General features: G+C 64.9%; 22 protein-coding genes. 13 read left to right on the top strand and 9 right to left on the bottom strand.

The annotated features are described in order from the left end of the window. The first annotated feature begins 23 nt into the window (after positions 1 to 23). Positions 24 to 1,664, top strand: a complete 1,641-nt coding sequence (locus ASV56_RS17675) for a DNA cytosine methyltransferase (RefSeq protein WP_062563261.1) — start codon at positions 24 to 26, stop codon at positions 1,662 to 1,664. A 907-nt stretch (positions 1,665 to 2,571) separates the two neighbouring features. On the opposite strand, the gene ASV56_RS17670 is transcribed toward ASV56_RS17675, so the two are convergent. The 7 genes from ASV56_RS17670 to ASV56_RS17640 form a co-directional block, all read right to left on the bottom strand. Continuing rightward, entirely contained in the window at positions 2,572 to 3,480 is a 909-nt protein-coding gene (locus tag ASV56_RS17670; protein ID WP_062563260.1) for a hypothetical protein, read from the bottom strand. After that, positions 3,477 to 5,330 (bottom strand): hypothetical protein, encoded by a 1,854-nt coding sequence (locus ASV56_RS17665; protein ID WP_082724901.1) that lies wholly within the window; start codon positions 5,328 to 5,330, stop codon positions 3,477 to 3,479. Before ASV56_RS17665 ends, ASV56_RS17670 begins: the two co-directional genes overlap by 4 nt. Beyond that, positions 5,330 to 6,313, bottom strand: coding sequence for a PD-(D/E)XK motif protein (locus tag ASV56_RS17660; RefSeq protein WP_253880137.1), 984 nt, complete (start codon positions 6,311 to 6,313; stop codon positions 5,330 to 5,332). Before ASV56_RS17660 ends, ASV56_RS17665 begins: the two co-directional genes overlap by 1 nt. 19 nt (positions 6,314 to 6,332) lie before the next feature. Further along, a complete protein-coding gene (locus tag ASV56_RS17655; protein ID WP_216635409.1) occupies positions 6,333 to 8,942 on the bottom strand; it encodes a Z1 domain-containing protein in 2,610 nt (869 codons plus the stop codon). Positions 8,943 to 9,079: 137 nt separating this feature from the next. After that, positions 9,080 to 9,457, bottom strand: a complete 378-nt coding sequence (locus ASV56_RS17650) for a hypothetical protein (protein WP_062563257.1) — start codon at positions 9,455 to 9,457, stop codon at positions 9,080 to 9,082. Then, positions 9,454 to 10,779 carry a recombinase family protein gene (locus tag ASV56_RS17645; RefSeq protein ID WP_062563256.1) on the bottom strand — a complete coding sequence of 442 codons (1,326 nt, stop codon included), beginning with the start codon at positions 10,777 to 10,779 and terminating at the stop codon, positions 9,454 to 9,456. The genes ASV56_RS17650 and ASV56_RS17645 overlap by 4 nt, the downstream gene beginning before the upstream one ends. Further along, positions 10,776 to 11,231, bottom strand: a complete 456-nt coding sequence (locus ASV56_RS17640; protein ID WP_062563255.1) for a DUF2924 domain-containing protein — start codon at positions 11,229 to 11,231, stop codon at positions 10,776 to 10,778. The genes ASV56_RS17645 and ASV56_RS17640 overlap by 4 nt, the downstream gene beginning before the upstream one ends. A gap of 337 nt (positions 11,232 to 11,568) precedes the next feature. Here ASV56_RS17640 and ASV56_RS17635 point away from each other — a divergent pair, with 337 nt between their 5' ends. The 3 genes from ASV56_RS17635 (at position 11,569) to ASV56_RS17625 (ending at position 14,901) form a co-directional block, all read left to right on the top strand. Beyond that, on the top strand, positions 11,569 to 13,758 hold the full coding sequence (locus tag ASV56_RS17635; RefSeq protein WP_062563254.1) for a hypothetical protein: 2,190 nt from the start codon (positions 11,569 to 11,571) through the stop codon (positions 13,756 to 13,758). 89 nt (positions 13,759 to 13,847) lie between these two features. Beyond that, the gene (locus tag ASV56_RS17630) at positions 13,848 to 14,087 is read left to right on the top strand and encodes a hypothetical protein (protein WP_062563253.1); all 240 of its coding nucleotides are present in this window, start codon (positions 13,848 to 13,850) and stop codon (positions 14,085 to 14,087) included. 97 nt (positions 14,088 to 14,184) lie between these two features. Continuing rightward, positions 14,185 to 14,901, top strand: coding sequence for an RNA polymerase sigma factor (locus ASV56_RS17625; RefSeq protein ID WP_062563252.1), 717 nt, complete (start codon positions 14,185 to 14,187; stop codon positions 14,899 to 14,901). On the opposite strand, the gene ASV56_RS17620 is transcribed toward ASV56_RS17625, so the two are convergent. Next, positions 14,889 to 15,323: a type II toxin-antitoxin system VapC family toxin gene (locus ASV56_RS17620; protein WP_011748362.1), complete on the bottom strand. Its 435-nt coding sequence runs from the start codon at positions 15,321 to 15,323 to the stop codon at positions 14,889 to 14,891. The genes ASV56_RS17625 and ASV56_RS17620 overlap by 13 nt on opposite strands. Next, positions 15,320 to 15,559 carry a FitA-like ribbon-helix-helix domain-containing protein gene (locus ASV56_RS17615; protein ID WP_018000085.1) on the bottom strand — a complete coding sequence of 80 codons (240 nt, stop codon included), beginning with the start codon at positions 15,557 to 15,559 and terminating at the stop codon, positions 15,320 to 15,322. Before ASV56_RS17615 ends, ASV56_RS17620 begins: the two co-directional genes overlap by 4 nt. Positions 15,560 to 15,682: 123 nt before the next feature. On the opposite strand from ASV56_RS17615, the gene ASV56_RS17610 reads away from it, so the two are divergent. The 9 genes from ASV56_RS17610 to ASV56_RS17570 all read left to right on the top strand — a co-directional run bounded on the left by ASV56_RS17610 (position 15,683) and on the right by ASV56_RS17570 (position 22,740). Then, entirely contained in the window at positions 15,683 to 15,883 is a 201-nt protein-coding gene (locus ASV56_RS17610; RefSeq protein ID WP_062563251.1) for a hypothetical protein, read from the top strand. Next, positions 15,880 to 18,105, top strand: coding sequence for an AAA family ATPase (locus ASV56_RS17605; protein WP_062563250.1), 2,226 nt, complete (start codon positions 15,880 to 15,882; stop codon positions 18,103 to 18,105). Before ASV56_RS17610 ends, ASV56_RS17605 begins: the two co-directional genes overlap by 4 nt. Before the next feature lie 342 nt (positions 18,106 to 18,447). Further along, positions 18,448 to 18,648 carry a hypothetical protein gene (locus tag ASV56_RS17600; protein ID WP_062563249.1) on the top strand — a complete coding sequence of 67 codons (201 nt, stop codon included), beginning with the start codon at positions 18,448 to 18,450 and terminating at the stop codon, positions 18,646 to 18,648. Then, entirely contained in the window at positions 18,641 to 19,018 is a 378-nt protein-coding gene (locus tag ASV56_RS17595; protein WP_062563248.1) for a DUF6362 family protein, read from the top strand. Before ASV56_RS17600 ends, ASV56_RS17595 begins: the two co-directional genes overlap by 8 nt. A gap of 139 nt (positions 19,019 to 19,157) precedes the next feature. Next, entirely contained in the window at positions 19,158 to 19,514 is a 357-nt protein-coding gene (locus tag ASV56_RS17590; RefSeq protein WP_062563247.1) for an HNH endonuclease, read from the top strand. A gap of 103 nt (positions 19,515 to 19,617) precedes the next feature. After that, positions 19,618 to 20,994 carry a site-specific DNA-methyltransferase gene (locus tag ASV56_RS17585; RefSeq protein WP_062563246.1) on the top strand — a complete coding sequence of 459 codons (1,377 nt, stop codon included), beginning with the start codon at positions 19,618 to 19,620 and terminating at the stop codon, positions 20,992 to 20,994. After that, positions 20,991 to 21,236, top strand: coding sequence for a DUF7220 family protein (locus tag ASV56_RS17580; protein ID WP_062563245.1), 246 nt, complete (start codon positions 20,991 to 20,993; stop codon positions 21,234 to 21,236). The genes ASV56_RS17585 and ASV56_RS17580 overlap by 4 nt, the downstream gene beginning before the upstream one ends. Positions 21,237 to 21,287: 51 nt before the next feature. Continuing rightward, positions 21,288 to 21,758, top strand: coding sequence for a phage terminase small subunit P27 family (locus ASV56_RS17575; RefSeq protein ID WP_062563244.1), 471 nt, complete (start codon positions 21,288 to 21,290; stop codon positions 21,756 to 21,758). Further along, positions 21,742 to 22,740: a terminase large subunit gene (locus ASV56_RS17570; RefSeq protein ID WP_082724899.1), complete on the top strand. Its 999-nt coding sequence runs from the start codon at positions 21,742 to 21,744 to the stop codon at positions 22,738 to 22,740. Before ASV56_RS17575 ends, ASV56_RS17570 begins: the two co-directional genes overlap by 17 nt. The last annotated feature ends 13 nt before the right edge of the window (positions 22,741 to 22,753 follow it).

Below are 22,753 nucleotides of genomic sequence, written 5' to 3'. Positions count from 1 at the left end.
TCCGGATTCGAGAGGCCCCTGATTTGCCAGCCACTTTCGGCATCGTCGATCTGTTTGCCGGCCCAGGCGGGCTGGGCGAGGGATTTGCGGCCCTCGATGTCGGCGGCCACGCGCCCTTCCGGATCGGCATCTCGGTCGAGAAGGAGGCCTCGGCGCATCGCACGCTGACCTTGCGCGCCTTCCTGCGGGCGTATCAGGCGCGTCACGGATTGTTGCCACAGGCCTTCATCGACTTCCACGCCGGGCTAATTCCGGAGCCCGACTGGGGCGCGGTGGATGCGGCTGCGTGGCAGCATGCGATGGCGGAGGCGCAATGCCTCGAGCTTGGAACGGAACACGCCACCGCTGCCATCGATCACACGATCGGCGCGCTGCGCCAAGATTTCGATGACACCATCCTGATCGGCGGTCCGCCCTGCCAAGCCTATTCGCTTGTAGGGCGCGCTCGGGCGAAGGGGAAGGTCGGATACGTCCCCGAGGAGGACGAGCGGCACTATCTCTTCCGCGAATACATCCGCGTGCTTGACCGCCTGCGCCCCGCAGCCTTCGTCATGGAAAACGTGAAGGGCATGCTGTCCTCGACGATCGAGAGCCGCCTCGTCTTCGAGATGCTGATGGAGGACCTCGCCTCGCTCGGCACCGGTCGGGAGCATCACTACGAGATGCGGGCGATCCGGGTGGCGGACGGCAGAGCCAGCTTGCAGGAAGCCGCGCAGCCCTCCGATTTCATCGTCCGCGCCGAGGAGTTCGGGGTTCCGCAGCGACGTCACCGCGTGATCATTATCGGCATCCGCTCTGACCTGGCGGACAGGGCCACAGGGACGAGCATACCGATTTCGGGTGTGACACGGACCGTCGATGACGCCATCGGCGTGATGCCGAACCTGCGCAGTGGCCTGAGCCGTGGTCGCGACGACCCGGCGAGCTGGCGGCGCGAGGTAGTCGAGGCCGCCCGGTTTCTGGCAGGCATCCACCGGGGCAATGGGGATGGCCCGCTGCGCGATGTCTTCTCCGCTGTTGCCAGGGGCCTGAAGAACGGACTGCTGGCACCACGCCTGTCGGCACGGCGCCCCGAGGGCTACGGCACCTCGAACGACGAGCTCCTTGCCTGGCTGGAACGCCCTGCACTGCGCGGTATTGCGCAGCACGAAACACGCGGGCACATGCCATCGGATCTCGGGCGCTATCTCTTCGCTGCCGTCTTCGGCGAGGTGCGCAGATACAGCCCCAAGGCCTCCGATTTCCCGCTGTCGCTCAGCCCCGACCACCGCAACTGGCACAGTGGCGTCTTCAATGACCGTTTCCGGGTCCAGCTGGCCCGTGAACCGTCCACGACGGTGACGAGCCACATCTCCAAGGATGGGCACTACTTCATCCATCCTGACCCGTTCCAGTGCCGGAGCCTGACGGTGCGCGAGGCCGCCCGCCTCCAGAGCTTTCCGGACGACTACCTTTTCCTTGGCAACCGGACAGAGCAGTATGTGCAGGTCGGCAACGCCGTTCCGCCCTACCTAGCCCGCCAGATCGCCCAATTGCTCTTGCGCGTTCTTACCGGACCGCTGCCCGACGAGGCGGTGGTTGGAAGGTCCGCAGACCATGCTGCTCGCAGCTCAGAGATTTCCTGCGCAAGCACACCTGCATCCGAAAGTCTGCCGAGTAGATAGTCCAGCGCGTTCCGTTCACTCCGCTCGAGTGCAGCGTGACCTGCAGCGAAATTTTCCAAGGCGGACTGTGACTTCGGGGAGAGCCAGCCGCGCCGTCTGGCCTCCTGCGTCACATTACGGGCCGCTTCTGCGAGGGACACTCCAGACAGCGGAGGCTCTGCCTCGCCGACGGAAGCTTCCGGCACGCCGAAAACCCCATTGAGGAAGCTGGCGAGATCGCCGGGCGGTATGTCCGCAAGGGACCTTATCTCGTTGCGGACCCGGATGCGTAGGATCGCGCGACGCATGATGTCTTCCATGGACGCCTTGCCATGATGGCGCGCGGCGCGGAGCCAGGCCTCGGCGACTGCCAGGGCGAGGATCCGGTCCCCACCGATGCTCGGCCTCTCGGTGATCTGCACGAGGGCATCCTCGGTCAACTCCGCCAGAAGTCGCCAGCGCTCGGGGTGCGCCCCCCCCCGGTCGAGCGCACGACCACGCATCCAGAGCCTCTGGAAGGTGTTTCGGACGCCGCCGCCATATCGCTCCGCCGAACTGCCGAACCGCCAGTGCACGATGTCGGGGGCCACAACCGAGGCGACGAAAGCCCAGACGTCATCCCTTAGTGCCTCACCGCCGACGAATAGGCCCGATTGTGCAAGCCAGGCGGCAGTCTCGGCATCAAAGTCAGCATGGGACTGCCGGGCACCTTGCTGTCCAAACCCATGTTTCTGGGCAATTGCGACGAGATCCTGCCTCAGCGATGCGAGGGACGCCGCTGGGACTGGCGCACCGCCGGTCGCGGCATAGCGCACCTGATCAGGAAGGTCGTCGGAACAGAACCTGGCCCAGCCAGACGGGCCTTGCTCAAGGAACCTGCGGACGATGCCGTCGCAAGCGGGACCGGGTAGTCTTGGAAGCAGAATCGTCATTGGCCAAGCCCCGGCTCGGCGAGCGCAAGCATGGTGGAGCGGAACACGCCCGGACGGCTTTCCAGGACGGAACGGATGAAGGCCGCGTCCTTGCCGGGCCATGCCTTGCGCAGCCATGTCGCGGCCTGGGCGCCGAGCGACCCGGGCTCCGCTGCATCCATCATCGTCTCGGCTTCGGGGTCGGCAAGAAAACGCTCGCAGATCTGACTCATGACATCGCCAAGCAGGAACTGGATCGTGGCCGGGTCCTCGTCCTCGATCCGCTGAAGGGTCTCGCTGGACTTCGCGTTAAGGTAAAGGCGAACCGCTCCATGGAAATCTCGCGTCCAGTCCCCCGGCGACCAGTGCAGGTGCCACGGCGCAGCACCGGCAATTCCGCCACCGAGCATCTGTGCGAGGTCCACCGTCTCGATGGGGAAGCGCGGCTCTTCGCCCTCGAGCCTGACCCGAACGCTCTCCGACCAGAGCCGGTCACCAGGATGGACGGGTGACAGCGCCGAGGCCTCTGCGGGGGCATTCGCCAATAGGAACTCCGTCTGCAGATCGAGGATCATCGAAAGCCGGCGCCCCTCGACGGTCTGAACGAACTCCCAAGACGTGTCGTCCGGTCGGAGCTCCCGGCGCGTGCGGGAGAGGATCAGGCGTGGCAGCCTGCCTTGACCCGTCCCGATCCTAACCGAGGCGGCCAAGGCGAGCTGATCGACGGGAATGCCGAGATCGGACGCTGCCAAGTCGTAGTTCAGGCGAATCGTCCTGCGAACTCGGATGTCGGTCGCGCTGTCCCAGTGAGGAAGGAACTCGCCCGACGCGGACCATTCGACACCGTCCAGCGAAATCTCCCATGCCGACGCTTCCACGGCCGCCTCGGAAAGCGTGAGGAACGGAAACGCGACCCGGCGGTTCATGCGGCGGCCTCCGGGATGACATCCGCATCCGCCGTCACCGCGCAGTCATCCGGCACACGGACACGGATCTCGAACCATCCCTCCCGGCCGCCGAGATCGAGCGTGTTGCCGGTGGTTTCCGCCTCTCCGTCCAGCCACCTGACGGACAGAACGTCAGGCCTGCCGACGGTGTCGTCGGCCGATCCGAGCGTAGCCCCTTCCACGGCGACAGAAGCCGAGGCAATCAGCTTCGCGCCGCTTCGCCGCGTGTCCTGCGTTACCTCCGTCAGGAAGACGGCAATCCGCCCGGCATCGCCCGCTTCGAGACGCTGGAAGACGGGACGACTTGCCCGCACCCTCGATGGGCGCCCACCGCCGGAACCTCCGAAACCTCGCCGCCGACCGGCACCGTCGCCCCCGACGTTTTCGAGCACCGCCCCGAGACGCCCGGCAAGGCGGGCGAGCGGAGGGCCGGATCCGTCCCCCGGCCTAGGGGAGACCGGCACCATGCCCATCTCGGCGGCGATTTCCCTCAGGCGCTTCAGCGCGATGTTGACGTAGCGCTTCTCGTTGCCTCGCGGCAGGTTGTCGGGAACCCAGTCGTCATGGGCAGGCGGTTCGGAATCCGCGAAGGCCTGCTCCACCTCGTCCTCGTCACTGGCGATGAACACGCCCGCCCATTCCAGCCTGGCGTCGGGGAACGGATTGCCCTCGAGATACTTCACGACGAGTTCGACAGGCCGCATCAGCGCAATGTGGTGCATCTGCTCGGGGACAAGCCGAACGTCCTCATCTTCAGTCAGGTGACGCCTAGGCAACCGCAGGCCCTTCTCGATCGCGAGCGTGCCGAGGAACTTCTGTGGCCTCTGGGACTCGATCCGCCGAATATCGTTGCCCGTGCGGGCCCGCGCAGCGCTCATCGCCTTGCACAACAGATCGAACGGGGCGAAGTCCTCAGGCGTCGGAACGGGAATTTCCCGATCCCCCACCATCACCCTGCAGGCGAACCGGTGCTTCGCGGGAGCCTCGCGCATCATCCGCGGCCAGAAATTCCAGAGAAGAGTCTCGATTACGCGGTTTCCGGTCGCCGTCAGATCGTCCTCGTCGGTCTGGAATCCGAGGATCATTATCGACGTCCCCGACCGGCCGGAGCTGCGTTCCGGCAGGCCGAGACTCCCTGCCAGCGTAGAGGCGGCAGCACCCATCACCGGATCGGCGATTCCGTCCTCCGGATCCCTGACGCCCCACCAGTGACGGCCCGTGAAACGCCGCCGCATTCCGTTTTCCGGCTTCTCGAACGAGCGGCCGACATGGCACGCCATGAGCCGCCGTCCCTCGGGTCCTTCACCGAAGGGCAACGTATCGACGATGATGGTGCTGCAGGAGCTGGCACGGTAGAGTGCCACCTTGCCGAAGCCGTAGGTGCCCCCTCCCTGTTCGGTATCCCGTGCGGTGCCTATGTTGCGCAGGAAATCGATGAAATTGGTCCGTTCGGTTCCGACCGGTATGCGGTCCGACCGTGTCGGGCCGCCAAGGCCCACTGTGCCGAAGTCGCAGATCTCGAGAACCACCGCATGTTCGGCCGTGAGAAAGGTCGAGATCGTGGCGGAAGACCCCGGTTCATCCGGGATCTGGGAAAGGATGAAGCTGCGAAGGACGCCGCGCTGGGCATCCGAAAGTGTCCGCAGCCTGATCGTGATCTCGGGCCCGACGCCCGATTGCGCGGCGTCGGCGATGTTCTGGACCGCTTCCCGGATAACCGTCTGCAACGGATCGAGCGTTGGCGCACCGAGCAGACGTCGGAAGTTGTCGCCGATGTTTCCGGTCGAACCGTAGGGCTCGGAATGGAGCTCGAGCGGGCTCAAGGTCATCAAGACAATTCCTGAAGGAGTGAGACGAATTCCGCTGGCGGGCATTCTGCGTCGGAGGCATGCCCGAGATCGATCCTGTAGGTCGCATCGACGATACCTGCAGGGATCATTCCTCCGATAAAGCTCGAAGGCGCTATCCGGGGAAGACCTGGGCCGACACGATAGAGGCGTTCTGCCTCCGCCCTGAATGCGAAACGGTTCCATGCGGCGTCATGCACATCCGTGCAGCCGACGGCCGCGAACAGTGCCCGCAGTCCCGCGGGGTCGTCGGCCCGCAGCAAAGCCCTGTCTCCGAGCGAAGCCACGGTGAGAAGCCCGCCCTCGACCGCTTCGAGGATCAGATGCGCAAGGTGCAGCGATCCGCCCGCAGGCGGTTCCAGCTGATCGATGCCGTTGATGGTGACCTCGCAGGCCCCTACGCCGAGCGATGCCTTGACCTCCAGCGAGACGTCTCTCGCCCGGAAGTCGTGTCGGTCTCCGGCCGGCCCGCGCCAGCAGCGCCAGGCTGACGGCGAGTTGTCCAAGAGCCGGTTCAACACGACCAGCTCGGCCACGAGGCCGACAACCCGCGATCTGTCCATCTCGCTCCCTGTCGGCGGGACGAGCAGTTCGCGGAAGTCATCGAGCGCACCTGCCACCGCCACGACCCCGTCCTTCCGGTCGGCCAGACGGCGGACGATGTCATCCACGACCTCGCCGAATACGGCTTCGAGATCCGGCGACTTGCAGATGACGTCGAGAAACCGGATCGCGCGTTGCCTTTGCGTGAGTGTCGTAACGGCGATCTTCAAGGCATTGCCCGTCTCGAGGGCACCGATCTTCTCGCCCGCCGCAAGCGGCACCAGCAGCCGCGCCTCTCCGCCGGAACCGACGGCCAGCCGAACGGGCCCCGCCTTCGTAGTTGCGCCAAGAGGCAACGAGGGTATGCCGAGACCATCTCCTTGGATGTGACCTGCCCGAAGGACGTTCCAGCGTCCCTGCACCGGGCTCTCCTGCTCGGGTCTAGACACCTGCTGCCTCCGTCTGCGCGGCCTCCTCTTCCTCGATCGCGGCAACTTCCTCGGCCGACAGCGGCTGCAGTTCTACCGAGACGAAGCTCCCGCCTTCCGTGACCGATCCGGGGAAGACGATCCCGATGCCGAGCACGTCATGCACGGCATCGAGCGGCACTCTCGCCTTGCTTTCGCGCTCGGGGCGCGAGTCCCGCGCGATGGGATAGAGCAGGAGAAGTGGAACCTGTCCCAAAGCGTCCAGCCTCGCCGCCTTAAGTTCATCCCACGTTCCGTTGCCTCCGACATCGTCGCCACAGTCAAAAACCACATCGCGTCTCGACATCAGCGCTTTGATGTCCGCGATCCCGTTTGTGTCCTTCAACCGCGCGCGGTTGACCGTCATGACAGCACCGATCGTACCAAGAGGAGTTTCTGAATCGCGACCGCGGCTGGACTCGACGATACCGACGTTCCATCGAGACAGGCGCGGATCGGCCCCGTCGACGAAAGGCAGCAACATTGCGGGCAGAAGATCGGCCTGGGTGGGCTCGACGAAATAGGCCTCAAGGAATCTGCGGACCGACGACTTCGGTACGTTGCGCCAGAGCTTGCGGTCCGCCGTTTCCCGATCACGCAGGCCAAGCGCCTCGATACGGCTGACCAGTTCGCTGCCTGCTGCCCAGTTCCTCTCGAGCAGTCCCCCGTCAGTGTGAACGAAACGGAACGTCTGGCGGTGGGTTCCCCAATAGCTGACCGCGCAGCGCCTCGCGGCACGCATCTTGTTTGCCGCCGTAATCGCCATACCGGGGATTGCCCTGATCCGGACCGCAAGGTCCATCGGCGTTAGGTCGCGAAGCCGATACTGTTCGATGTCGTCCCTGATTTCCTGCTCGACGGAGGCAAGTTGCCTGAACCTCAGCTTCAGGCCGCGCGGCATCCAGATCCGCGGAAGATCCTCGTAACCGGGCCGGTAGCCGAACCACCGTCCCATCTGGAGGAGCGTGTCATACTGGTTCGCCGTTCGCAGGAAATAGCTGACCATCAGGCCTTCGAGGGTCAGGCCCCGAGCGAGGATGGAGCCGCCCACCACGATATAGGTTCTTGCCTTGCCGGAATAGTCGATCCTGTCGTCGCTTGCGCCGTTCTCAACCGGGAACTCGATCGCTTCAAGTACTTCCGGCAGATACTGGAAGACCTCTTCCAAGGTGACCGGATTGGCATCAGTCAGGTCGTCCGGCAGTCGTCCCTGTTCCTCGTCCCAGACCCGACCGAGCTGGGAACCGATGTCGGATGCCTGATCGACCAGATCCCCGCGGTGCACGTCGACCCAGCCTTCGATCAGTGCCGCGACCCGCTCGTGCGCACGAACGTAGGCCGACGTATGCACCAGCATCGTCATGTGCTGGTCCCCATGTCCGCGGGCGCGCCGAGCGGCGCAGCACGCGAGGAAGTAGAGGATGGCGGCCTCGAGGCTCGGCGTCATGGCAGGCTGGAAGGCGTCGCGCTCCTTCCTGCTGCGCGGCTGCAGCCCCGCCTCGTCCTCATCCGGCACGTCGCGGATCATGTCGAGCCCTTCCTCGTCGGGCCGCACGTCCTCCGGATCGATGGGCGTCTTCCCGAACAGACGCTCTGTGCCGAAGTACCGATCGGGCTTCGGCAGTGCCGTGATGAAATCCCGTGGATAGAGATCGTCGAGCTCCTGGCCGTCGACACGGTATGGGTTGATCAGCACATTCGCGAAGGGTGTGGCAGTGTAGCCGACGTAGGTAACCGAAGGGAGCAGACCGAGAAGCTCGCGGATGCGCTGGTTGATGGCCGTCATGTCGAGCTCGCCCCGCGCCGAGTTGACGCTTGCCTGGTCGCATTCGTCGTCGATGACCAGAACCCGGAGCTGCTGCAACACAGCCGGCAATGTCTCCCTGATGGCCTTACGCAATTCTCCAAGGGGCGAGACGTTCTTCTTGATGACGGCCAGCTGCGCCTTGTCGGAATGGGAGAGGAAACCGCCCTGAGGCGGTGCCCGGAAATCCCTGTCCACCTCGTTCGACGTCAGGACTTGCCAGTTCAGGGGATTGCGTCGCACCAGGTCGGAATACAACCTGAGCTGGGTCTGGTGGCGCAGCTTGTTCGTGAGACCGGCGAGGACGATCACGGTGTCGTAGCCAGCATCGAGCGCCTTCGCGATAACGGCCGTCATGTTGGCCGTTTTGCCCGACTGGACGTGGCCTACGACCAGTCCGCGACACGAGAACTGGTTCCTCGCTGGATCCCGCGGGTTCTCGAGAAGAGAGACCACCTCGTTCGAGGCGTCATCGATGCCGCGCACGTCGTCCTTGTGCCACTTCTTCTCGTTGAGAAGGAAGGACTTCACGGCAGGCCAGTGCAGGTCCGACGGCCTTGGGCCGAAGTACCATTTCGGCCGTTTCCTGATCACCGAATGGCTGTGGAGTATCTCGATCTGTTCGAACTCGCGGGCGACGATGGCAGCGGCTTCGTCGATTTCAGCAGACAGATGAGCCGCAAGCCCCGGGGAAAGGAGGTCGAGTTCGGCGCGAACAGCAGCAACCGCGCTTTCGAGATTGCCATGCCGAGGCAGCGCCTGGCGAATGCGTTCAATCAATCCATCAACCTGAGGCCCCGGCACAATGCCCTCCCGATCACCATACGAGCAATCTCCAGAAGAACTGGATCAAGCCCAAGCAATCACGCGATGATTTCGGGATCAAGTCGAAGATTGGACTGGAAGTGCCGAAAATGTCAGAAAGACTCCAGCTGCCTCTCCCATTCCTCCGGGAACCCGACCATCAGTCGGGCCAGCGTCACGTCCGGCCCTTGCTGCCCTTCCAGAATTGCCTCGACGATGTCCGGCGCGAGCAGCGTCAGGCGCAGGACGCGGGTGAGGTAGGACGGGGCGATGCCTTCCTGCGCGGCGAGGTCGGCAATGGTCGCGTGCCGACCGATGTCGATCATCCGCTTCCAGCGGAACGCGCGGGCCAGCGCCTTGACTAGAGCGTCGTCGGGGCGCCGGGGCGGCGCGATGCCTTCGGGCAGGTGCATCTCCTTTCGCCCGCCGCGCTTCGCGAGCCGGAACGGGACGCGCAGGGTGACGGTGTCGGCGGAGGCGGAGCGGGTCATGCGGCCTCTCCGATTTCGCCCGCGAGCATCTCGCGCGCGAGGCCGCCTAGGCCGTCGATGCGCAGGCGCAGGTCGAAGCCGTCAGGGCCGATGTCGATCCGCTCGACAAGCAGCGCTACGATGCGCGCCTGCTCGGCCGGGAAGAGTGCGGCCCAGAGCGCGTCGAGGTCGCCGAGCGCGCGGCGTGCGTCGGCTTCGACGAGGTCGCGGTCCTGCCCCCGAGCGGCCTTCCAAGTCCCCGCAACAATCTCTGGCTGCCGGAACACGGCACGGAGTTGGTCGATGACCGCGGCCTCGATCTCCGCTGCTGGCACGCGGCCGATGGGGCAGGATCCAGCGCCATGCTTCAGCACCGTCTGGCTGACATAGTAGCGGTACAACCGCCCGCCCTTGCGGGTATGCGTCGGCGAGAAGGCCGCGCCATCCGGGCCGAATAGCAGCCCCTTCAGCAGTGCGGGCGTCTCAGCGCGGGTGCGCGCGGCGCGCTTGCGCGGGCTCTCCTGCAGTATGGCGTGGACGCGGTCCCACGTCTCGCGGTCGATGATGGCGTCGTGCTCGCCAGGGTAGCTGTCGCCCTTGTGCACCGCCTCGCCGATGTAGGCGCGGTTGCTCAGCATCCGGTAGATGTATTTCTTGTCGATCCTGTTGCCGCGCGGCGTCCGGATGCCGCGAGCGCCGACGTCTCGCGCCAGTTCCGTGCAAGACCCGATCTCGAGGAAACGGGCAAAGATCCAGCGCACATGCGCGGCGGCGGCTTCTTCGACCAGCAGTTTCCGATTTTCCACCCGATACCCGAAGGGTGGCACCCCACCCATCCACATGCCCTTTTTCCGGCTGGCGGCGACCTTGTCGCGGATGCGCTCGGCCGTGACCTCGCGCTCGAACTGGGCGAAGGAGAGCAGGATGTTCAGCGTCAGCCGTCCCATCGACGTGGTGGTGTTGAGGGACTGGGTTACCGAGACGAAGGTGACGCCGTTCCGGTCGAACACCTCGACCAATTTGGCGAAATCCGCCAGCGAGCGGCTGAGGCGGTCGATCTTGTAGACCACCACCACGTCGACCAGCCCGTCCTCGATGTCTGCCATCAACCGTTTCAGGCCCGGCCGTTCCAGCGTGCCGCCGGAGATGCCGCCGTCGTCATACTGATCGCGGACCAGCACCCAGCCCTCGGACCGCTGGCTGGCGATGAACGCCTCGCAAGCCTCCCGCTGGGCGTGGAGCGAGTTGAACTCCTGCTCCAGCCCTTCCTCTGAGGATTTCCGGGTGTAGACCGCGCACCACAGCTTGCGGACGACCTTTGATTTTTCCATGGGCTTCGTCATGTCCGCCCCCTGTGGTTCTTGAGCCCGAAGAAGACCCACCCGTTCCACCGCGTGCCGGTGATCGCCCGGGCGATGGCGGACAGCGACTTGTAAGGGCGGCCCTGCCATTCGAACCCGTCGGCAGTGACGGTGACAATCTGTTCGACGCCCTGCCATTCTCGCAGCAACCGGGTGCCGGTGATGGGACGACCGCGGTCGGCACGAATGCTGCGCTTCTTCCGGTCGCCGCCGTCCAGTTCCTCGCCCAGCCGTTCCAGCCGCCGGACGGTCTCGGGCTTCAGCCCGCCATAGGCGAGTTCCTGGATCCGGTAGGCCAGGCGGCTTTCCAGGTAGCGGCGATTGCACGGCGGCGGCTCGCTGTCGAACAGGTCGCGCCATCGCTTCTTCAGGTCGGGCGTCGGGGTGGTCTTGAGCGCGGCGAGGCGCGCGGGGATGGGATCGGGCTTGTTCATGCAGTTCTCCGGTGCGTTGGAGTTGCATGACTGCATTGGTCGGGCGGAGAGTGTAGGCAACTTTCTCCGGTATCGTCAGATACTTCGCCCGCCTCCCGCATCCGCAGCCGAACCAGCCCGAGCGCCAGCAGGCCGCACAGCTCGGTGCGACGTTCGGCGGGTGTCATGAGGGAGGGTGACAGGGGATTGGGGCGCTTCATCTCGGGCTCACGGGCTTCTCGAAGATGAAATGCCACCCGTGCCGGCGGATCGGGACACGGTCCACAAAAATATTGCCACAGCGCGCACGCCTGCGCTGTAATCACGCGAGCGTTATCATTTGGCGGTGAGGCAACCGATGAGCCGGAAGTTCCGCAATCTCGGCCCTGAAACCTTCGACTTCGTGGAAACGGCGCCGATACCGCTCTTGCGCGAGATCCTCGAATACCGGGGGTCCGATAGCGAACCTGAAATCGCGATCGACTGGCCGACGACAGACAATAAAGATGACTGGCGCGCGGAATTGCTCGGCCGACTGGACGCCTTTGCGGCCGATGATTTGCGCCCAGTGGAGGACCGCTGCAGGCGGATTCGCTCCCTCGCGGTGGGCAAGGGACCGACATCGCTCGAGCATGTGGCCGTCGACCGCAGATCGCACGAGGAAATGGAGGAGCTTTATGACCAGCCGGACGCGCTCTGCCGAAGCACATGGCTGTTCCTGCGTCACCCAGAAGATTTCGAGGACGCCGAAGCGTTTCACGCGGCACGCCAATACCGCGACTTTGGGAAGATGTACGATTCGTTCGAGGCGACGGCGGGAACGGCTGAACGGATCGATGCCGGCAAGATCGATGAAGAGGCATTGGCATCGCTGCTGACGGCCCGGCTTGAATTGCCCTCCCAGGTTACAATCCGCAGTATCGATCTGCCGGGGACGCAGACCCATCCCCCGTCGGTGATGGTGATTGTTCGTCACGGTGGCCCCTTGTCCAGCGTTCTCAACTACAAGGGCAACGGAATACGGATGCCGATCTATTTTCGCCCGCCGAATGAAGCAACGCTGATCTGGACGCCGGCGGAACGCACCATGGAAATCTGCGGGCCCGCGCCCAAGGTGCGCAAGATTCTCGGCGATGCATTTGCAGAAGTGGTTCTCAAAACTGACCTCTCCAGCAAGCCGTTGAGCTGGCGACGATACGATCTGTCGCGGTTCAGAAAATCCCTGACGCTACCCTTGCCGTCCTGGGACGATGTGGATGTGTCCGCTGCGCGCCTGATCGAAGTGGAACTGCGCCTCGGCAACTGGTCGCGTCGCCTTGCGCTGCGCGTCACCATCGACGACCACATCGAGGCCATAGCACAGCGTTATCTCGGGGGTGATCGGATCCTCAAACACGCCGAGGGCTTCAGCCGGCTGGCAGTGGCGGTGCATTACGCCCGTCCGGGCAGCAAGAAGGGGCGATCGCTCGAGATTTCTTTTGGCGATACCCGTTCGAACCTGCAAAGCAAGCCTGATCCGGAACAACGCGACCTGGGCTATCGTCTGGTTAAGTTCTGGGGCATCCTTGATCGGCTGCAGGTTCTTGACGACCGCGAAATAAGCCAGTTCCTGCCCGTTCTCCTCGCCCTGCACGATTTTCCCGAGGATGAAATCGCTGGCGGGATGATCCGGCGGCACGGGCTCGACCCCAAGCGTCTGATGCAGGCCGGTGTCCTAGAACTCCGGAAAAAGCAGAACATCGTCCTGATCGACGAAGATGACGATTTCGGCGATGTCAATATTGGCCCGATGGCTGAGTCTGGGCATGCTGCGGCAGTCGGTCTTCATGGGGAAGACCTCGGCAGCGTCTCGCTGGAAGACATCAGGCAATATGTGATCAGGCGCGAATGGCTGGAGGAAATCCTCGTGACTGCGCTCAAGCCGCTGATCGGCCGCGTCGGGGTCGAACAACTGGATGGTGATCTGATCTATGTTGGCCGGTGGCGGACGTCGGATGCAGAAATTCCCATCTATTTCGCACGACGTCTGGATCAGGCAAACACGCTGCAGCGCCTCGATGTCATACTGCGCAGCCGCCAGGACGGGGGGATCGGGATCGTCCTTACGGCCGGACCCACCCCGTTTACCCATCTCGGTCCCAACGTGGTGATGCCACTCGGTGATCTCCTGAGCGATGGGAAGATTGATGACGCTGCGCAAGCAGCAATGCTCGAGCGGTTCAAGATCGGTCGACGGCTCGCCTTGGGCGGGAGTGAGGTCACGCTGGCCCGGTTCGGGCCGATGTCCGCGATGCTGTATATTCCAGGCCTGACGCCTCTGGCCGTTTCTGGGGTGAAGCAAATTCGGATCATAGAACGCCTCGTTGCAGCGCATAGGTCGGGCGTCGCAGAAATTCGAACTGGCACCCTGATCGAAGGAACTGGCGCCCGGAGCCCGCGGGATGCGTGGCCCTCCCATGCGCGCGCCAGTGTTGCGGGCGTTTATTTCGAGAACCACAGGCAGAATTACTGGCGACTGAAAACGGGGCATTTGCCCGGCTCGACGTAAGAGTCGGATGCAGATCCGAATCTTGACGGGCGCGGGTCCGACATTCGGGTGATTATTGGAAAGGCTCCACCAACTGAGGAGCATTCCAAATGCCGAACTACATCTCCCGCCCCATCCGCAAAGCCACCGCTGTTGGCAGCGCGCGCAAAACCGCCAGCGCATCTGACGCCTGGTGCTGCAGCTGCTGCGGCAAGATGCTGGGCATCCACCGCGACGGCCTGATGCATGTGAGCTTCGCGCGCGGTCACGAATATCTGTTCAGCTATCCCGCCACGGCGACCTGCCGGCGCTGCGGGACCATGAGCCAGACGAAGGGACCGGCGCGTTAAGCCGCGCCGTTCGCCTGAATTTCCCGATCATCAGAGGCGCACGACGCCCTGAGGCCCGAGAGAGGCGCTGGACGCCCGGCCGGAAGGCTGGCGTCCCGTGTCTTTCTCCTGGTTCGCGATCCGCGAGGATCTCGCCCGTTCGTCGTCGACCCTGCAATCTCAACGCGATTATCGTGCCGTCCGGTCGGCCGAACCGTCGCTTCGGCCTTACGCCGATATCGTCGGGCTGCTCGGCGCCCTGCATCATGGGCATCTCGATTTCGATGGGCGAAACGCCATTCTCGCCGCCCTCGTGCGCAGGTCACAAGGCCGCGATCGTCCCGCGGGATTGGCCCTGCACGTCATGCTGCTTTCCCTGTGGCCGGGGCTCGATGCGATCCGCAACCGCTGCCTGCGTCGTCGTGTCGGCACTGCTGACGAGATCAGCTCCGACCTCCTGGCCCGCAGCACGGAAATCATCCGGACCCTTGATCTCGGTCGCGTCACCAATATCGCCGCCACCGTGCTGATGAACACCGAACGCGATCTGTTGCGCGCCCATCGACGCGAGATCGACCGCCAGCAATCTTGCGCGGAGGTAGAACCCGACTGGATTGCCGCGCCGCCGTCATGGGCGGAACGGGCCCGGATGCGGGCGGAATTGCGGGCTGATCTGTCGGCGGTAATCGGGTCAGATGCCGATCTGGTCCTCGGCGTCGCGGTGGACGGCTTAAATCAGATCGAGATGGCAAGCGCGCTCCGCCTGTCCGATGGGGCGGCGCGGAAACGTTATCAACGCGCCGCTGCGCGCCTGCGAGGCCATTACCGGCCTTGAGCCGCCTCGTGCCACGGATCCACCACCTCCACGCCCATGGCGGCGAAGGGCGCGGTGTCGCGGCTGGCGACGGGATAGCCCTGTGCCGCGGCAATGGCAGCAATCGCGCCATCGGCAAAACTCACGGCCTGTCCCTGCCGGCGCGCCGTTGCCATCAATACTCCGAAGGCACTGGCAGCGGCCTCGTCGAACGACAGGATACGTGCCGGAAATACCTCGGCCAGCATCTGCTCGAGCCGCGCGTCAAGATCGTCCCGACGCCGCCCAGCGTCCAGGCATGCAATGCCGAACCGCAACTCGGCCAGGCTGATGGTGGTCAGGTGCAGGGTGGTCAACTCTTGCCGGTTGAGCCAGTCGATCACCCGCGGCTCTGGCGCCGGCTTCATCGTCTCCGAGACGACATTGGTGTCGAGGATGATCATTCGAAACCGGCCGGCTCCGCGGGCGTCCGGTCGCGTTCGACCGAAAGGTCGTCCGTCTCGGCGCCGGACCAGATACTGCGCATCAGATCACCCGCGCGCGGGCGCGACTGCGGCAGCACCGCGCGGGCAATGATCTCGCGCAACTCGGCCTCGGCGCTGCGACCATGCGCGGCGGCCTGCGCCTTCAGCGCGCGATGCACCTCTTCCGGGATCTGACGCACGACGATCTGGGCCATGATGAAGCTCGCTCGATATCAATTTTAATTATAGATATCACATTTAATCGCGGCTTCAATGTCCCGATCGGCGTGCGGGGGTGGCTTTTGAACAGGTGAAGCCCCTGTTCACGAGCCCGATCGATGACACTGCCGCCCATTCCGCCGCCTGATCTCCTGAAACGTCTGCCGGGGTATTACCGCCGCTGGGAGCTGACCGAGCTGGTGATGCCAGACCGGTATTACTTCTTCGAGGCGGCCGGCCAGCATGGGGACGGCGAAGACTTGTTCGCGGTCTATATCCAGCCCGCCGATCTGGCACGGGGCGAAGGGGGGCTGCAATGAGCGGCCTCCGGGTTGATCACGCGCAGATCGCGCTGTTCCTCGATGTGGTCTTCTCCTGGTGCGACGGGTTGATCCCGCTCCGCGGGCTGCCCGAGAAGGCGGTCGTGCCGCCACCGCCCCATGATCTGCGCTGGCTGCCAGCCGATGCGCACGCGCCGGCGATCATCACCGCCTGCGCCGGCACAGCCGCCCCGCTCGGCCGCGCCATCTATGTCATCCCCGGAACCGTTGCCCGACAGGGTGAGGCCCGGGCCGAGCATGTGCTGCAGATGCAGGCAGTGATCGTCGATCTCGATGAGGGCGACATTGCGGCCAAACGCGCGCACCTGGTTCGTCACCTTGGTCCGGCGACGCTGACCGTGGCAAGCGGCGGGATGACCGGGGACGGCCAGCCCAAGCTGCATCTGTGGTGGAAGCTGACAGAGCCAGTCGAGGGGGAGGATATTAACAGACTGTGCCGGTTACGCGCCACGCTCGCACGGAAGGTCGGCGGAGACGACAGTTTCGGCTCAGCGCATCAGCCGGTCCGTGTGCCGGGCACGGTTCATGGCAAGTACGGACTGAAGTCACAGGTCCGGGTCATCGATCATCAGGCGATCGAGGTGGATCTGGCCGAACTCGAGACCCGCGCAGCCGCGATGCCGGCTTTGGCGGAGATGCCGTCGCCTGACGCCCCGCGGGCCGCAAACGTCACGGACAAGCCGTCGGTCGACGCCGTGCTGACCACGCCGGTGCGCGAAGGCGCGGTGGACGACTGGACCCGGTTCCAGGGGGCCAGTGCCGCGATCGGTCATTACCTGCGCCAGGCCCATGAGGGCCGAATGTCGCTGGACGAGGCCTGGGACGCGATCCGCGGCTATAATGTAGCGATGCTGCGGCCAGCATGGCCTGAGGCGCGGCTGAAGGCCGAATCTCGTCGCTTGTGGATGCGACATCTCGAGCGCAATGGTCCGCCGGTGCCGACGCGGGTGACCCCGCCGCCCGCGCCACTGGACTGGATCAGCCTTGGTACGCTGCTCGACGACACCAGTCCGCTGCCCGATGATCTCATCGCCCCACGGGTGCTGACGCCGGGCGGCCTGCTGGTGCTCGGTGGCGCGCCCAAGGTCGGCAAGAGCGACTTCCTGATCTCCTGGCTTGTCCACATGGCCGCAGGGGTGCCGTTCCTCTGCTTCGCACCGCCACGGCCGCTGCGCATCTTCTACCTGCAGGCGGAGTTGCAATACCACTATCTGCGGGAACGCATCCGCCAGATCGCATTGCCGCCCGAGGTGATTGCCGCGGCCCGCGAAGGGTTCGTGGCCACGCCGCGCCTGAAGTTGCTGCTGGATCAACAGGGGGTCGAGCGCGTCACCGACGCGATCCGTGCCGCCTTTCCCGACGCGCCGCCCGACATCATCTGCATCGATCCGATCCGGAACCTCTTCGACGGCGGTCCCGAGAGCCGCGGCGAAAATGACAACAGCGCGATGATGTTCTTCCTGAAGGAACGCGTCGAGGCGCTGCAGGCCGCGATCAATCCCGATGCCGGGATCATCCTCGTCCATCACACCAGGAAACTCGCGCGTCAGCAGATCAAGGACGATCCGTTCCAGGCGCTGTCGGGTGCCAGCGCGCTGCGGGGCTTCTACACCAGCGGTCTGATCCTGCACCGCCCGGACGAGGAGGCCAGCACGCGCCGCCTCGAGATCGAGCTGCGCAACGGTCCGGCGCTGGCCCCGATGCTCGTCGACAAGATCGGCGGCCAATGGGTCGAGATCAACCCGATGAACGATCGTCTGGTGCGCAAGGAGGTCGGGGCCCGTCTCGACGCCGAGCGCGACCGCAAGGCCGAGGTGATCCTTGACCTGCTCTACGAGGAGGCTGCGGAAGGCCGGCTCTACACCTCGACGCAGTTCGCCTCGACCTTCGAGAACCGCGCGGGGCTCGGCAGCCATCACACCATCCAGGACCGGCTCAACGTCCTCGCGACCAAGGGCTTCATCAAGTACCAGCGCAACGGCGCCCTTTATGGACTGCCACTGGTCCGGTCACGGTTCGGCTACATGTGCGTCGAAGTCATGCGCTTCGGCCGCGCGGAGCATGTCGATCCCGAGACCGGCGAGGTGACTGCCTACGGGATCCCCGTCTTCCCGAGCCACTATCGCTGCGCCTCCTCCGGTGCCGCACTCGAGGTGGAGAACCCCTCCGTCTGGGTCTGGCCGGAGGTGGCCGATGTCTGACAAATCCCTTGTCCGACATAAGTCGGGAATGTCTGACTTCCGCACCTGTCTGACTGATTGCTTGATTATCAATGGCTTACATAAGTCGAAGTCAGACATGTCCGACTTCCTTGTCCGACTTCTGCAGAGCAGGAAAGGTAAGCAATATCAATGTCATGAGCCACTGAATAAGTCGAACAATGATCCCCCCCATACTACGTATGGGACCGCCCGCCGTCAGGCGGGGCGGCCCATACGCTGCGTCCGTGCCCGCGGTCCTCCGTCCGTCCTCGTCTCTGCCTCACCCGATCACAGCGGCCCGAACGACAGGAGATGACAATGGCCCGAATGAAACTGACAACGATGCGCTACGCGCCCCCCGGCTACGGTGGCACGCGGCGCAGCCCCGATGAGGTCAAGCGCGACGGCTGGCAGGAAATGGGCCTGCTGGCGGTCAGCGTGAATGATCCGCGGCTGACCTGGCCCGAGCGCGAAATGGTCGCGCAACTGGGTCGCAAGCTCTACGGCCCCCGCGCCGGCGAGGGAGGGCGTGGCCATGGCTGATCGGGACTGGACCACTGACGATGTCGCGGATCACTTCGAGGAGGCGTTCCGCACCCTGCGCAAGCTGCCGCCGGTGAAGGCCCAGGGCTACTTCGGAGCCTGGCCGCAGGTGCTGCGGACGAAGCGCGAGATCGCTGCCATGGAACCCGAGCCGATGCGGGTCTGGCCGCCGGCGGCGGCCGTCACCCGGCTGGAGCGGACCTTCGACTGGGTCCTCTGGATCGAGGAGCCCGAGCGCAAGCTGGTCTGGTCGCGGGCGGCACGCGTGCCGTGGAAGGTGATCGCGGGCGAGATGGGCTGCGACCGCACCACCGCCTGGCGACGCTGGCAGCTGGCGCTCACGAAGATCGCCGCGCGGCTGAATGCTTGAACGAGTCCAGAGTGTTGCAACACATTCATGTTCGACACGTGCAACAGATCCGTGCTACAAGCAGGGCATGATCGGGAGAAGAGCGCCAGGAGCGCCACCGATCGTTCCCCCCTCCGTTCCACCCTTTTCGCGAGGCCCCATGCCGCAGCGTCCGTCCATCCATCGCCCGGTGGGGCGGCGCGACAAGCGGGAGCGTGACCGCGACACCGACCGCCGGCGTGATCCGGTCATCCGCGCGCTCTATCGCTCAGCCCGATGGCTGGCAGAACGGCGGCTGTTTCTGGCTCGCCACCCGCTCTGCGCCGAATGCCAGCGCCAGGGGCGCCTGACCACCGCCAACACCGTCGATCACATCACCCCGCATCGCGGCGACACCACCCGGTTCTGGGACCAGACCGGATGGCAGCCGCTCTGCGCCCCCTGCCACAGCCGCAAGACTGCGGCCGAGGATGGCGGCTTCGGCAATCGGCGGACCGTGCGCGAGCCCTGCGGCTGACCCCGGGGGGACATCGAATCTCTGGGCGGTTCGACGTCAGGACCGCGCGCCAAGCTTTCTGCATCTGTGGCCAAAATGGCGAGGGGGGGGGGGGTAGCGGCCCATGCAACAAGGAAATACAGCCGTGTCCGATCGCGAACTTGTCATCGAATATCATGGGCTTGATCGCCTCGTGCCTTACGCGCGCAACGCCCGTACCCATTCCGAGGCGCAGCTGGCCGAGATCGCCGGCTCGATCCGCGAGTTCGGATTCGTGAACCCGGTGCTGATCGCCGAGGACGGCACCATCATCGCCGGCCATGGTCGCGTACTGGCCGCGCGCCTGCTTGGCATGGACGCCGTGCCCTCCATCAGGCTGACCGGCCTCAGCGACAGCCAGTGCCGGGCGCTGGTGCTGGCCGACAACCGCATCGCGCTGAATGCGGGCTGGGACGAGGCGCTGCTGGCGCTGGAACTGTCCGACCTGAAGGAGGCTGGTTTCGATCTCGGGATCATGGGCTTTGAGGACGGCGAACTGGACCGACTGCTGGCCGGCGCGGAAGCGGAGGACGAGACGTCGACGCCACCCGTCATTATCCCCGAGCCTCCGCGTCATCCGGCCTCGCGCACCGGCGATCTGTGGTTGCTCGGCACCCACAGGCTGCTCTGCGGTGACAGCACATCCCACGACGATGTGCGCCGGCTGATGAACGGCGAGCGGGCCGTGCTGTTTGCGACCGATCCGCCCTATCTGGTCGATTACGATGGCTCGAACCACCCAACCCGCAACAAGGATTGGAGCCAGTCCTATGGCACGACCTGGGACGACAGCAGCCAAGGCGCAGAACTCTACGACGGCTTCATCGGCGCGGCCATCGCAGAGGCGATCACCGAGGACGCCGCCTGGTATTGCTGGCACGCCTCGCGCCGCCAGGCGATGCTGGAAGCCTGCTGGGAAAAGGCCGGGGCGTTTGTGCATCAGCAGATCATCTGGGTGAAGGACCGCGGTGTTCTCACCCGGTCGCATTATCTCTGGAAGCACGAACCTTGCTTCATGGGCTGGCGTCGCCCGAACCGGCCGCCCAAGGTCGCCGAGCAGACGCTGCCCTCGACCTGGGAGATGCCATCCTTCGCCAAGGACGAGCGGCCCGATCATCCGACACCGAAACCGCTCGACGCCTTCGGCATTCCGATGCGCCAGCATGTGGCGCGGGGTGGGCTCTGCTACGAGCCGTTCTCGGGCTCCGGCTCACAGATCATGGCCGGTGAGGCTAACGGGCGGCGGGTCTTCGCGATGGAGATCAGCCCCGCCTATGTCGATGTCGCCGTGGAACGCTGGCAGGCCGAGACCGGCAAGGACGCGATCCTCGATGGCTACGGCCGGACCTTCGCGCAGATGAGGACCGAGCGGCTGGGCGATGATGCCGGGGCCGAGAAAGCGGATGACGACGCTGAGGGTGACGCAGCCCCCCGCAAGCGCCGCCGGAGCAAGGCAGCATGAAACAATCACGCCTCATGTCGCTGGTCGAGTCCATCGCCAATGTCATCGTCGGATATGGCGTTGCCGTCGCCACGCAGATCCTGATCTTCCCGTTCTTCGGGCTGCACGTCACGCTGACGCAGAACATGGCGATGGGCGGGATTTTTACCATCGTATCGATAGTGCGTTCCTTCGCCTTGCGGCGGGTGTTCGAGGCTATGCGGGTCGGTGGCGGCGAGCACGAGTCCGACTCTCGGGGATAAGCCCGATTCATCAGCATTGCGGGAGGAGAACAGCCGGAAAGGACAAGGATCATGGCGGGTCGCAAGCCACTGCCGACGCAGCTCAAACTGGTCAAGGGCACGGCCCGGTCGCACCGGCTGAACCCGGATGAGCCGCAGCCGGTGGTCGCGACCCCGGACCCGCCCGAGCATCTCGACGAAGCGGCTGCCGCGAAGTTCACCGAGATGGCCGCGCTGCTGGCGCGGCATGGGGTGATGACCGAACTCGATGTCGGCGCGCTGGCCCGTTACGTGGTGATCTGGCGCCGCTGGCTCGAGGCGGAGGCCGAGGTCAAGCGCCGCGGCCCGGTGGTGAAGACCGTGGGCGGGAATATCATCCAGAACCCGTTCCTGGCGGTGGCCAATAAATGCCTCGCGCAGATGGGCCAGATCGAGAGTGAGTTCGGGATGACGCCATCTAGTCGCACCCGGGTGCGCATGGCTGAACCGACTGACACCCGCGACCCGTTCGAGGATTATCTGAACCGTGGCAGCAGCGCGTAAATCCGGTGCGGGGCGAAAGGCACCGGCATGCCCGGTCACCGCCTATGCAAAGGCAGTCACCGGCGGCAAGATCACCGCGGGCCGGCTGGTGAAGCTGGCCTGCGCACGGCATCTGGAGGACCTGAAGACCGGCAAGACCCGTGGCCTCTCCTGGGACCGCGCCGCCGCGCTGCACGCGATCGAGTTTTTCGGCCACCTGCGGCACTCGACCGGGGAATGGGCCGGCCAGCCCTTTGTGCTGCAGCCGTGGCAGGCCTTCGCGGTCGGATCCGTCTTTGGCTGGAAACGCGCCGATGGACTCAGGCGGTTCCGCACAGCTTACGTCGAGGTGGCGCGCAAGAATGGCAAATCCGCGCTGCTCGCAGGCATCGCGCTCTACGCGCTGATCGCCGATGGCGAGGCCGGCGCGCATGTCTATGCCGCGGCCACCACTCGCGATCAGGCGCGCATCGTGTTCGGCGAGGCCGAGCGCATGGTCGCTTCCAGCCCGGCGCTGGCAGCGCGGGTGACGCGCACCGTGAACAACCTCGCGGTGCTGCCCACCGCGTCGTGGTTCCGGCCGCTCTCGGCCGATGCCAGCAAGATGGACGGGCTCAACGTGCATCTGGCCGCCGTGGACGAGGTGCATGAACATCCCGGACCGGAGATCATCCAGAAGCTCAACACCGCCACCGGTGCCCGGCGCCAGCCGCTGATCGTCGAGATCACCACCGCCGGCCATGACCGCCATTCGGTCTGTCGCCAGCATCACGAGTTCTCGGTCAAGGCGCTGGAAGGGTCTGTGCCGCATGAGACGGCCGATAGCTGGTTTGCCTATATCGCCACCATCGACGCGGGCGATGACTGGACTGATCCTGCGGTCTGGGTGAAGGCCAATCCGAGTCTTGGCGTGACGGTGAAGCCGGACGACCTGAAGCGCCAGATCGACGAGGCTCGCGAGATGCCGGCAGCAGAACGCCATCCGGCGGCTGCGGCTGAATGAATGGACCGAACAG

It is taken from the genome of Paracoccus aminovorans, from assembly GCF_001546115.1.
In the GTDB taxonomy this organism is placed as follows: domain Bacteria; phylum Pseudomonadota; class Alphaproteobacteria; order Rhodobacterales; family Rhodobacteraceae; genus Paracoccus; species Paracoccus aminovorans_B.
The sequence above is the reverse complement of the archived record's forward strand: the minus strand, read 5'-3'. Positions and strand labels throughout refer to the sequence as shown.